This is a genomic window from Halalkalibacterium halodurans, assembly GCF_004376175.1.
In the GTDB taxonomy this organism is placed as follows: Bacteria; Bacillota; Bacilli; order Bacillales; family Bacillaceae_D; genus Halalkalibacterium; species Halalkalibacterium halodurans.
This window is the reverse complement of record NZ_SNUY01000017.1, coordinates 48,668-60,528: the sequence shown is the minus strand read 5'-3', so window position 1 is coordinate 60,528 and position 11,861 is coordinate 48,668. Positions and strand designations below refer to the sequence as shown.

13 protein-coding genes and 1 rRNA gene are annotated in these 11,861 nt (G+C 45.4%); 13 read left to right on the top strand and 1 reads right to left on the bottom strand.

What is annotated here, in order from left to right; all coding sequences use genetic code 11:
* Positions 1-410 precede the first annotated feature (410 nt).
* The 11 genes from rrf to rsmI all read left to right on the top strand — a co-directional run bounded on the left by rrf (position 411) and on the right by rsmI (position 8,267).
* A 5S ribosomal RNA gene (gene rrf / locus E2L07_RS07735) occupies positions 411-526 on the top strand.
* A gap of 683 nt (positions 527-1,209) precedes the next feature.
* Positions 1,210-1,410, top strand: a complete 201-nt coding sequence (locus E2L07_RS07730) for a sigma factor G inhibitor Gin (protein ID WP_134229280.1) — start codon at positions 1,210-1,212, stop codon at positions 1,408-1,410.
* A gap of 306 nt (positions 1,411-1,716) precedes the next feature.
* The gene (locus E2L07_RS07725) at positions 1,717-3,165 is read left to right on the top strand and encodes an aminotransferase class I/II-fold pyridoxal phosphate-dependent enzyme (protein WP_134229279.1); all 1,449 of its coding nucleotides are present in this window, start codon (positions 1,717-1,719) and stop codon (positions 3,163-3,165) included.
* On the top strand, positions 3,162-3,794 hold the full coding sequence (tmk, locus tag E2L07_RS07720; protein ID WP_053432339.1) for a dTMP kinase: 633 nt from the start codon (positions 3,162-3,164) through the stop codon (positions 3,792-3,794). The genes E2L07_RS07725 and tmk overlap by 4 nt, the downstream gene beginning before the upstream one ends.
* 18 nt (positions 3,795-3,812) lie before the next feature.
* Positions 3,813-4,142 carry a cyclic-di-AMP receptor gene (locus E2L07_RS07715; protein WP_134229278.1) on the top strand — a complete coding sequence of 110 codons (330 nt, stop codon included), beginning with the start codon at positions 3,813-3,815 and terminating at the stop codon, positions 4,140-4,142.
* 16 nt (positions 4,143-4,158) lie between these two features.
* The gene (gene holB / locus E2L07_RS07710) at positions 4,159-5,145 is read left to right on the top strand and encodes a DNA polymerase III subunit delta' (RefSeq protein WP_134229277.1); all 987 of its coding nucleotides are present in this window, start codon (positions 4,159-4,161) and stop codon (positions 5,143-5,145) included.
* A 4-nt stretch (positions 5,146-5,149) separates the two neighbouring features.
* On the top strand, positions 5,150-5,977 hold the full coding sequence (locus E2L07_RS07705) for a PSP1 domain-containing protein (RefSeq protein WP_010896229.1): 828 nt from the start codon (positions 5,150-5,152) through the stop codon (positions 5,975-5,977).
* A gap of 15 nt (positions 5,978-5,992) precedes the next feature.
* Positions 5,993-6,343, top strand: a complete 351-nt coding sequence (yabA, locus tag E2L07_RS07700) for a DNA replication initiation control protein YabA (RefSeq protein WP_010896230.1) — start codon at positions 5,993-5,995, stop codon at positions 6,341-6,343.
* A 64-nt stretch (positions 6,344-6,407) separates the two neighbouring features.
* On the top strand, positions 6,408-7,148 hold the full coding sequence (locus E2L07_RS07695) for a tRNA1(Val) (adenine(37)-N6)-methyltransferase (RefSeq protein WP_134229284.1): 741 nt from the start codon (positions 6,408-6,410) through the stop codon (positions 7,146-7,148).
* Positions 7,145-7,429, top strand: a complete 285-nt coding sequence (locus E2L07_RS07690) for a GIY-YIG nuclease family protein (protein ID WP_010896232.1) — start codon at positions 7,145-7,147, stop codon at positions 7,427-7,429. Before E2L07_RS07695 ends, E2L07_RS07690 begins: the two co-directional genes overlap by 4 nt.
* Positions 7,398-8,267 (top strand): 16S rRNA (cytidine(1402)-2'-O)-methyltransferase, encoded by an 870-nt coding sequence (gene rsmI, locus E2L07_RS07685; RefSeq protein WP_053432337.1) that lies wholly within the window; start codon positions 7,398-7,400, stop codon positions 8,265-8,267. Before E2L07_RS07690 ends, rsmI begins: the two co-directional genes overlap by 32 nt.
* A 42-nt stretch (positions 8,268-8,309) precedes the next feature.
* Here rsmI and E2L07_RS07680 read toward each other — a convergent pair whose 3' ends face one another.
* Positions 8,310-8,600, bottom strand: a complete 291-nt coding sequence (locus tag E2L07_RS07680) for an AbrB/MazE/SpoVT family DNA-binding domain-containing protein (RefSeq protein ID WP_010896234.1) — start codon at positions 8,598-8,600, stop codon at positions 8,310-8,312.
* 195 nt (positions 8,601-8,795) lie between these two features.
* On the opposite strand from E2L07_RS07680, the gene E2L07_RS07675 reads away from it, so the two are divergent.
* Complete coding sequence (locus E2L07_RS07675; protein ID WP_010896235.1) at positions 8,796-9,749, top strand: DNA double-strand break repair nuclease NurA; 954 nt, start codon at positions 8,796-8,798, stop codon at positions 9,747-9,749.
* A gap of 24 nt (positions 9,750-9,773) precedes the next feature.
* A complete protein-coding gene (locus E2L07_RS07670) occupies positions 9,774-11,606 on the top strand; it encodes an ATP-binding protein (protein WP_134229276.1) in 1,833 nt (610 codons plus the stop codon).
* Positions 11,607-11,861 lie beyond the last annotated feature (255 nt).

Genomic DNA, 11,861 nt, shown 5'->3' with positions numbered 1-11,861 from the left:
AAACAAATCAAAAGCAACGTCTCGAACTCGAGAAGCGTCCCATTATCTAGTTTTGAGAGAATCTTGTTCTCCAAAGAAGCTTCGATACAACATCGCACCATGTGCGACGTTGATCGGAAGCCGTGATCAAGAGATTATTCTCTTAGGTCCAAAGAAAAGGGTTTCGAGAAACGAGCAGTTTTAGGAATTGAGCGACGACAGACCGGAGCGTACACACGGTACGTGAGGATCTGGAGGAGTGAAGATGACACCAAAATGCGACGTTGATCGGAAGCCGTAACTATCTACAAAGAGGATCAAGAGATTTGCGGAAGCAAGCGAGTGACGAACTGAGCGTATATCAACATACGTGACAGGAAGGAACAAGCGTAGCTGACAAAAAAGCTCGCCGATCATCTGACGTAGAAAGGTTTGGTGGCGATAGCGAAGAGGCCACACCCGTTCCCATGCCGAACACGGTCGTTAAGCTCTTCAGCGCCGATGGTAGTTGGGGGCTTCCCCCTGCGAGAGTAGGACGCTGCCAAGCGATAAAGCACAATCCAATCGGGTTGTGCTTTTTTATTGTCAAAAAGTAAAATTGTTTCTACAAGGAGGACCAAGAGATTTGCGGAAGCAAGGGAGAGACGGACTGAGCGTATACCAACATACGTGACAGGAGGGAACGAGCGTAGCTGACAAAAAAGCTCGCCGGTCATCTGAAGTAGAAAAGAGCGCTGAAGAGCGTTGATCCGAAGGAGCAGAGTCATCACTGGAAAGCCGATGGTCACACCATGAAAAGGCGCCAAAGAAAAGCATTCGGCGAAGGTCTCGCAGGGCGGTTTTCCCGAGGAAGCTGAGGCAATGCCCGAGACAAGCGAGCATCCTGTAGCGAAAATCAACAACAAAGTTTAGCAGAGGATAAAAAGGGAAGAGAGACACCCACCCAGACTTATTGGGATGAGTGCCTCTCTATTTTTTATTTACCGGGTTTTGTCCCAGCCTCTTTTTAGTTCAAATCGTTTCTACAAGGAGAGCCAGAGTTTAACGGATAGGGGGAAACTTAATTTTTCCTCTCGATTTCCTTGATCGGATAGGCACGGGAATACCACTTGAAACGTACGATGTAGAAAGGAATCAAAAGTAGCAAAACGCTGAAAAGAATGAAAATTTGAAGCCATCTGCGTTTAAGCAGGGCGTTTTTTGACAAGGATGATAACGGGGGTGAAGTGGATGAACGAGCCAAAGGGTACAACCGTACAGGAACGAAAAAGGTGCGTCATTTGCGAACAACCGAGGCCATCAGGTATTCAATTATTCGAATCATTTATTTGCGAAGGTTGTGAACAGGAAATAGTGAAGACGGAAATTGAGGATATGGCATACTACCATTTTGTCCGCCGTTTAAAAAAGATCGCCCTTCCGAAAACATAAGGTGGTAAGTGATAAGTCGAAACGGCTTATCACTTTTTTCATTAGATAGGAAAGGAGATAACCAGAGAGTTCTAGCACCAGGCACCAAACACGAGGCGAACGTCCCAAGAGCGCCTTATGATCAGTCATCATCGACTCGCAAGCTCTCTAGGATTTCTTTCTCTCCTTGGTAAGCGGGCACTTCTTATTGAAGTGACAAAAGGTTTGTGTTCTCTTTACATGTTTGAGTGTAAATGCTACTAGCGGACTTGCCCCACGTGAGTGTCAATCGTTATAATGGAAGAAACACAGAAGGAGTAGCATAACATGAAAAAAGCCTCAACATTGCCGCTATTTGAACGGCTCGTTCAGCATGATCGCGGGGGACCTATCTCGTGCCATGTTCCAGGCCATAAGCAGGGGGCTCTTTTTCATAAGGATGCCTGTTCATATTTTCAAAGCATTTTATCCCTTGATGTAACGGAGCTAACCGGCCTTGATGATCTCCATGACCCCGAAGGAGTTATTGCAGAGGCTCAAGCTTTGACAGCCCGCTACGTCGGGGCAGAAGCGACGTGTTTTTTAGTCAATGGCTCGACGGTTGGTAATTTGGCAATGATTTTAGGTACACTTGAGCCTGGCGATACTGTTTTTGTACAAAGGGATTCGCATAAATCGGTGATGAATGGGTTAGCGATGGCAAGGGTCCATCCAATCTTTCTTTCACCAGCCTACGATGAGAGAACGCAATTGCCAACAGGTATTACCGAACAAACGTTAAAACAAGCACTAATAGAACACCCGAATGGGAAAGCACTTATTTTAACATATCCATCGTATTATGGGGTTGCCCGCTCGATCCGTCCGCTCGTCCAGATGGCGAAAGAAGCTGGATTGTACGTACTTGTGGATGAGGCGCACGGAGCACATTTTCCGGTAGGTGATCCATTTCCGAAACAAGCACTTGAGCAAGGGGCCGACGTAGTCGTTCAATCTGCGCATAAAACCTTACCCGCCTTAACAATGGGCTCCTATCTTCACTTTGCTCATGGACTACATTCGAAAATCAAGGATTCCATTCGAGAGCAATTGCAGATTTTGCAGTCGAGCAGCCCATCCTATCCGATTCTTGCCTCATTAGATGCAGCAAGAGGATTTTTAGAGGATCTCACGAATGTAAAAGATACGCTCGATTCCATCGCGGAGATAAATAGGCGGATTGAACAGGTCGAGCGTTTGTCGGTTGCTACATTTTCCCCGCTACCCACCGATCCATTAAAAACGGTGATTACAGTAGAAGGGGCAACAGGATTTGCCTTGCAAACGGAACTTGAAAAAGAGGGGATATACTCAGAGCTGGCAGACGATCGTCATGTTTTGCTTATGTGGGGGCTAACCCCTTTACAGAAAGTCCGACAAGAGGAAATCATCGACAAAATGTGCCGAGCAACCAAGCGGCTTCCTGCGCTTGAGCAAATAAGTAAAGCTTGCCCCCTATCGTTATCGTGGCAAGCACACACGTCGCTTGATCTATCATATGATGAACAAAAACGATATTCAATTGAAGAGGTTGCCGTGGAAGAGGCTGTGGGGAAAGTGAGTGGAGCAACGGTTATCCCTTATCCCCCAGGGGTACCTCTCCTATTAAAAGGGGAAAAAATCACAGAACAGTTAATTGCCCAATTTCAGCAGTTGCAGGAGGCAGGGGCCCGTTTTCAGGGGAGACCTTCTGAGCAACAAGGGTTGTATGTGTTTACGTTGGAGGCTATGACATGACGAAAGGTTGTTTTATTACAGTTGAAGGTGGAGAAGGCGCAGGGAAAACGTCTGCGCTAGATGCGATTGAGGAAATGCTAAGAGAGAACGGCCGATCGGTCGTACGGACCCGTGAGCCAGGGGGAATCCCCATTGCTGAGCAAATTCGTTCCATCATATTGGATGTTGACCATACAAGAATGGACCCGAGAACAGAAGCATTGCTTTATGCAGCAGCCCGTAGACAGCACCTGGTTGAAAAAGTGTTGCCAGCACTGGAAGCAGGGCATGTCGTCCTATGCGATCGCTTCATTGATAGTAGTTTGGCGTATCAGGGATATGCAAGAGGTATTGGGTTTGAGGATATTTTAGCGATAAATGAATTTGCCATTGAAGGACGTTATCCGGACTTAACTTTGCTTTTTCGTGTAGATCCAGACGTAGGTTTATCACGAATTCATCGTGATCAGTCAAGAGAGCAAAATCGCTTGGACCAAGAGGCCCTTACGTTTCACCAAAAAGTAAAAGAAGGTTATGAACGGATAGTCGAGACGTACCCCGAACGAGTAGTGGAGATTGATGCAAACCAGTCCTTTGATCAAGTTGTTGCTGATGCCGTCCGCATGATAAAGCAAAGGCTATCACTTTAAAAATGAGGAGTGAACAGTATGAAATTAATTATTGCGGTTGTCCAAGACAAAGATAGCAATCGGTTGTCTGAAGCCCTTGTAAAAGCGAACTATCGTGCGACGAAATTAGCAAGTACGGGCGGTTTCTTAAAAGCAGGTAACACGACATTTCTTATTGGGACCGAAGATGAGCATGTAGAAGAGGTCATGACGATCATTAAAGACAATTGTAAGAGCCGTGATCAGTTAGTAGCACCCATTTCGCCAATGGGTGGAAATGCGGATTCCTATGTTCCATATCCAGTCGAAGTCCAAGTCGGCGGAGCCACGGTTTTTGTTTTACCTGTAGAACAGTTTGAACAATATTGACAAGGAGGGGTCGCCTATGACTTGGGAAAATCTCGCCAAAAACCAACCATTTGTCGCAACGATGCTAAAAAACAGTTTGGCTAAAGGGCGACTCGCTCATGCTTACATCTTTGATGGGAACCGGGGAACTGGGAAAAAGCGCATGGCTCTTCACTTAGCGAAGAGCTTCTTTTGTGCACAGAGAGCTGGAGTTGAGCCTTGTCAAACGTGTAAAGAATGCAAGCGCATTGAGCATGGCAATCATCCGGATGTTCATTTCATCGAGCCAGATGGTCAGTCGATCAAGAAACATCAAGTCGAGCATTTACAAAAGGAATTTTCCTATCGTGGGATGGAATCCGCAAAAAAAGTGTACATCGTCAACCATGCAGATAAAATGACAACTAGTGCAGCGAACAGTCTGCTTAAATTTTTAGAAGAGCCACTCGCAGATACGGTGGCAATATTGTTGACGGAACAACTGCAAAACATGCTCCCTACCATTAAGTCGCGCAGTCAGGTTTTATCCTTTGCTCCGCTTGAGGTGCAAGCATTTGCGAAATTACTGGAAGAAGGGGGGATATCTGAATCCGTTTCCAATCTCTTAGCAAGTTTGACAACAAGTTTTGAGGAAGCGATGGCGTTTGTGGCAGATGAGTGGATTGCACAAGCACGAAGCCTAGTGTTACAATTGATGGAAGAGCTCCAATCTCGGCCGAATCAAGTGTTACTAACGGTTCAAGATCAATGGTTACCACACTTTGATGATCGCCCGAAACAGGAGCTTGGATTAGAGTTACTTCTTTTATGGTTTCGAGACCTTTTATATACACAAGTGGGAAAAGAAGAGGCGTTCACCTACGTTGGCGAGGAAGAGGCCCTTTCACGACAAGCGCTTGCCCTCTCACAACATAAAGTCCGTAAAGGAATGACTGCCATTATTGAGGCGAAACGTCATCTGAGTGCGAATGTATCTCCACAGCTTGTGATGGAGAAGCTTATGCTCAGATTACAGGAGGGATAAAAGATTGCATCATGTTGTTGGTGTTCGTTTTAAAAAAGCGGGCAAAATCTATTACTTTTCTCCAGGTGACTTAGACATTCCTCGAGGAGAGAGTGTTATTGTGGAAACTTCTCGAGGCGTTGAATACGGCAATGTCGTCATTGAGAAAAAAACAGTCGGGGACAACGATGTTGTATTACCGCTTAAGCAAGTGATTCGCGTAGCGACCGAAAAGGACAAGCTAGCGGTTCAAGAAAATAAAGAGGCTGCAAAAAAAGCCTATGACGTCTGTGTTCAGAAAATTATGGAGCATCAGCTCGATATGAAGCTCGTAGACGTGGAGTACACGTTTGATCGGAATAAGGTATTGTTTTATTTTACAGCCGATGGTCGTATTGATTTCCGGGAGCTTGTTAAGGATTTAGCCTCGGTTTTCCGTACGAGAATCGAATTGCGGCAAATCGGTGTTCGTGATGAGGCAAAAATGCTTGGCGGTATAGGGCCGTGTGGGCGAATCCTTTGCTGCTCCTCTTTTTTAGGTGATTTCGAACCTGTGTCCATCAAAATGGCGAAAGATCAAAACCTTTCGTTAAACCCAGCGAAAATCTCTGGCCTTTGTGGCAGGTTGATGTGCTGTTTAAAATATGAAAATGATATGTATGAATCAGCGAAGCAGGAGCTGCCGGATCTTGGCGAAACGATTGATACACCTCATGGGAAAGGAAAGGTTGTCGGGTTAAACATGCTGGAGCGACTCGTTCAAGTTCATCTGTTTGAAGGAGAGCGGGTGCTGGAGTTTTCCCTAGAGGAACTATTAGAACGAGGGGCTGTTTCCGCTGAAGCCACAGAATAATGAGGTGGTTGATACGTGAACAAAAAGGCGATTTTTACACAAGTGAGTCAACTTGAGGAACGGATCGGTGAGCTGCACCGGGAGCTTGGGGGTCTAAAGGAGCAATTGGCTTACTTAATCGAAGAAAATCATTTTTTAACGATTGAGAATGAGCATCTACGTGAGCGATTAGGGGAGCCTGAACTAGAAGAAACGGAAGAGAAAGAGCAAGTGACGAAAGAGAGAAAGCCGTTTGTCGGAGAAGGCTATGATAATCTGGCCCGTCTTTATCAAGAAGGATTTCATATTTGCAATACTCATTACGGTAGCCTTCGTAAAAACGGAGAAGATTGCCTGTTTTGCCTGTCATTTTTAAATCAAGACTAATGTATAAAGCGATAGCCTTTTCCCGGTGAAAAGGCTTTTTTGCTCATGAGGAGGGACTTAGGTGATGATTCCAACATACGACGATGAGCGCATAGATTATACACCTGGACGAACGCGGCAAGTGATTCAAAGTCCAAATGTGTTTGCGTTTTCAATGGACGCCGTTTTGCTTGCCCGATTTGTCTATTTGCCGATACAAAAAGGGGACATACTCGATCTTTGTACAGGAAATGGGATTGTTCCTCTTCTCTTAACGGAGCGCTCAAAGGCACGAATGGTCGGAGTGGAGATTCAAGAACGCTTGTTTGAGATGGCGATCCGCAACAGTCAATTAAATGACCTTGAGCAACAGCTTACGTTTATGAATTTAGACCTTAAAGATCTGCCGAAGAACATGCCGATGCATTCCTTTGATGTGGTGACATGCAACCCACCGTATTTTGCTAATTTGAATGAAGATTTGCTAAATGATAACCCTTATTTGGCCATTGCTCGTCATGAAATTCATTGCTCCCTTGATGATGTGTTACGAGTGAGTAGCCAGATGGTAAAGAACCGAGGGAAAGTAGCAATTGTTCACCGGCCCGAGCGATTAACTGAATTAATCGAAGGGATGAAGCGGTATCGCATCGAGCCAAAGCGGCTACAATTCATCCACCCGAAGGCAGGCGCGGAGGCGAATATCGTTCTAATTGAAGGTATGCTTGGCGGTAATTCAGGAGTAAAGGTTCTCCCTCCACTCACTGTCTATGATGGAAATGGGAAATACACGATAGAATTTCAGCAGGTGTTTGCGGGACAATGAATCATTACGTGTACATATTAGAATGTAAAGATGGTAGCTGGTATACCGGATACACGACAGATGTAGACAGGCGCATAAAAAAGCATGCTAGTGGAAAAGGAGCCAAGTATACACGGGGGAGAGGACCATTTCGGCTCGTTGCCACTTGGGCCTTCCCATCTAAAGAAGAAGCGATGCGGTGGGAATATGAAGTGAAACATCTGTCACGGCGGAAAAAGGAACAGCTCGTGTCATTAAAAGGGGGTCCATATGAAAACACAACAAAGCTATCAACAACGTGATGACAAGGGAACGCTCTATCTTGTAGCCACCCCGATTGGAAATTTGGAAGATGTGACGTTTCGTGCGATTCGGACGTTAAAGGAAGTAGATCAAATCGCGGCAGAGGATACACGGCAGACGAAAAAGCTGCTCAACCATTTTGACATTGCCACGAAGCTTGTGAGCTATCATGAGCACAATAAAGAGACGATGGGCAAGCGATTGATCGATGATTTAATAGAAGGGCGTACGATCGCTCTCGTTAGCGATGCGGGGATGCCTGCCATTTCCGATCCGGGGTATGAGCTCGTGGTATCGGCGATTAAGGAGGGCATTGCCGTCATCCCGATTCCAGGGGCGAATGCTGCTGTTACAGCGCTCATCGCTTCAGGTTTACCGACGGAAAGCTTTCAATTTATTGGCTTTCTCCCACGGCAAAAAAAGCAGCGCCGCCAAGCGTTAGAAGAGACAAAGCCTACAAAAGCGACGTTGATTTTTTACGAATCTCCCCATCGTCTAAAGGACACGCTTGACGATATGCTGCTCATACTAGGAAATCGCCATGTGAGCATTTGCCGGGAATTGACGAAGACATATGAAGAGTTTTTACGAGGAACGTTAGAGGAAGCGGTTCATTGGGCGAGAGAAGCTACGATCAAGGGAGAGTTCTGTCTGATCGTGGAGGGGAATGGAGAGAAGGTTGAGCCTGAAGAAGTATGGTGGGAGTCTTTGTCACCCGTTCAGCATGTAGAACATTATATTGCACTAGGATTTCGTTCAAAAGAGGCCATTAAACAAGTGGCGACAGACCGCGGGGTACCGAAGCGAGATATTTACAACATATATCACCAAGAATAAAAAAGAAAGCTCTGGCATTTGCCAGAGCTGAGCAACCTTCAATTAGGATTGTGTTGTACGTGATACGTAATCTTGAAGATCTTTTAAGATATCTTTCGCACCTTGAGGGCTTAAGATGATCTTTCCTTCTGCAAGAGAAAGGTTGTCGTCAGATACTTCACCAGTTACTTGACAAGTCATGTTTGGCTTATACTTTTTCAAGATGATGCGATCATTGTCGACATAGATTTCAAGAGCATCTTTCTCAGCAATGTCTAATGTACGACGAAGCTCAATAGGAATTACCACACGACCAAGTTCATCAACTTTACGAACAATACCAGTAGATTTCATAGAAAATTCTCCTCCCGAAAAAAATAAATCTGTTTTATAAAATGTGTCATAATTCGACATTTTTTTATCTGAACTAAGAATACCAATGTTTCCAAAACAAGTCAATTACTTTTTTGAGAAAAATTCAATGTAATTTTTTCCTTTTTGCTAGATTCCTTTTATATCAACGTATTACGTAAACGAAAGGATGAAAATATGATTGAAATCTCTTCAGATTTAATAGAAAAACTGACGAAAATTAACGATATCTTAAAAGAAAGGTCAACTATTTCGTCACTCGAAGTAGACAAAATTCGACACTCTTTATCGATTTCAGGAGCTGTCTTTCGACAAATGGAGCCTTTAGGGAGCGAAATGATTGCTCGTTGGCTTGATAATAAGCAGATCGGAGCTGTGGATGGGTCGGTTAATCAGACAAAGGGATCGCCTCCTCATGTGCTCTATTTATTTCAAGCTTTAGCGAAAACACTCCAAGGTGTTGAAACGAAAAAAACAGACGTCTATTCACCTCTTCTTGACTCACCTGAGGATGAGACGGAGCCGCTGAAATGGCGAGCCCACATTTTGTCGAAGCTTGAACTTAAAGCAGCACTAGATTTAATGGATCAAGCAGAACTTGCCATTTTAATGATGGATGGCGCCTTGTACCATTATCGAATCGATGCTCCAGAGGAGTGGGAAGTACTTAGAAACAGGGCCCTAGAGCGAGGGACCCTTCTTGTTGGCGTGTCAGAGGAGATAACAACAAGGAATATTGGTAGTCTATCCCCTTTTACGACGATGTTTAAACACCAAACTGTCTATGATCGGGATTTGTTATTCGGTGTATTGCATAAAAGGGAGAGTTTATATATTGAAAGCATTCAACAGAAAGCTGGGCTCCGATCTGTCTGGATGAGGGCTAGCAGTAGTCCGGCTATTACAGGGTTTGATATGTTAGAAGAGCAGGCGGAGGAGATGAACGATGTTGCTGATTTCTTAGCAACGATGACTCCTGAAGACGGTAGGGGGATTCCTCTCTTCCTTGATATTGTTGATCGTGAGGTGCGGCTATCAGATAAACTAGTCGAAGCGATGGTCGATCAGTATTTAGAAACGGAGCTAAAGGAACGCTACTTTTCCCAGAAGCGTGAGGAACGGCCTTATTAAGTTTAGGAAAAAGGAGAGTGTGAGATGCAAGTAGTCGGGATTACGACCCAGCATGAAGTCTATGTGGCCTCAAAAGAACACAAATTTCGTATGAACGAAATGGTCGTTCTTGAGGATGAAGATTTGTTCGATCCGAAAGGGGAAGTGGTGGAGACCTTTTCCTATAATCGCTACATCCCGATGGGGTTTGATAAAGGGATCGTGGATCAGCAAGTGCTGCAAACGTTAGAGCAACTCGGATACGATATTGGCTCAGATGATATTCATTTAGCGAAGGTGCGTCTGTTTGAAGAGGCGATCCAACCGATTCAGACAGGTGCGAGTGTACGACATCCGTCTTTTGCAGAAATCGCTCCTCTGTTAGTGAAAGCAAGGCCTGAAGATGGTCTTGTGTTAGGAGAGGTTAAGTCTACGGAATATGTAGCAGAGACGCTTCCAGACGAATTGAAAGGATTAATGAAAATTCGTGAACAAGAACAGACGCGGAAGCAGGAAGGGGTTCCGTTTATTTTTGATATTCGCGCGATGCAACAATATCCCCATATCGGTGTGTTCGGTGGATCGGGCTCAGGAAAGTCGTTCGGCCTTCGAGTCATGTTGGAGGAGCTGATGAAGCTCGAGATCCCGACCCTTGTGTTCGATCCTCACTTTGAGATGAATTTTTCAGCTAAAGCCGAAGGACAGGAGGATGCTCCTTCCTATCAATCGAACTATACCGTCGTGCAAATCGGTCGTGATGTGGGAGTGGATTTCTCGGCATTATCGACGCGGGATGTGGAGCGCCTATTGCAAGCGGCTGGTTCATTGTCCGAATCGATGGTGAACGTCATTCAATCGCTCCATAAACGAAAGGATAGCTACCAGTCATTTAGTGACCGGGTTGGGAATTTGGCGGACGCCCTTGAAATCGGTCGGCAAAAGGTGGACAACTTGCTACATGACGGCGGAATGAGTCGCGAAGAGATTGAACGATATCAATCGTACAAAAAACTACTCGAGCAATATGGAAGCTTACCCCTTGCCTCTGTTAAAGGGATTCAATGGCGACTGTACCGTCTCAATCAAGCTGGGTTATTTCAGCAGAGCATCCGTGTCATTGAAGAGAGCTTGCACCGCGGACAGCTTGTTGTCGTTCAAGGAGCAGTCTGGTTGCTCCAAGTGTTTTCAAGCTATGTCGTTGGAGCATTATACGGAAAAAGAAGAGCCTATAAGGATGCGAAGCTGCAGCACGAGCAGGGGGATTTCTTTCCACCGTTTGTCATTGTCACCGATGAGGCCCATAACTTTGCACCAAAAGGATATGAGGCCCCTGCAAAGCCAGTACTGAAGGAAATCGCTCAGGAAGGACGGAAATATGGCGTGTTTCTCATTTTTGCGACGCAGCGGCCAACCTTGCTTGATGAGACGATTACGGCTCAGCTCAATTCGAAGTTCGTTTTCCGAACGGTGCGTGGCACGGACATTCAGACGATTAAGGAAGAAACCGATCTAACAAATGAAGAAGGAAAACGTTTGCCATATTTGCGATCAGGAGATGTGTTTGTGTCATCCGCTATAATGGGGCGAACAATGGCTGTTCGTATCCGGCTAGCCCATTCGACGAGTCCACATACGGTCAATCCATTCGATGAACTACAGGAACGGAAAACCCAAGGAGATGACGAGCTAATCAGTGCCCTTGAGCCGTTTTTACCGCTGGCCGAGACAAGTGTTATGAATCATATGGATGCGCTTCATAAACAGACAGGTAAGCGGTGGGATGTAAGCGAGTTAAAAAAAGAGTTGGAACGACTTTGTGATGCAGGGAAACTAAAAAAGCAAAAAACACCGTTCGCCACTGTTTATGACCGCCCTTGACAGGAATGAGGGTTGTTCGGTATATTTTGGCTAAGTCAAGGTGAAAATGAGCGTAAGAACACAACGTGATAAGAGACCTGATGAAGGGATGAGTACAGCTGATTGACCTATTTGCGTCATGCTAAGCAGAGAGCCGGGGGAGCTGGGAACCGGTATAGGGGGCAGCTGGAAGATGGTCCTGGGAGGGTTTTCTTTCGAGTGTTGCTTTTAAACATGAGGGAGGAACGTAGCTGGCGTTAACAGAGAAGTCAACGT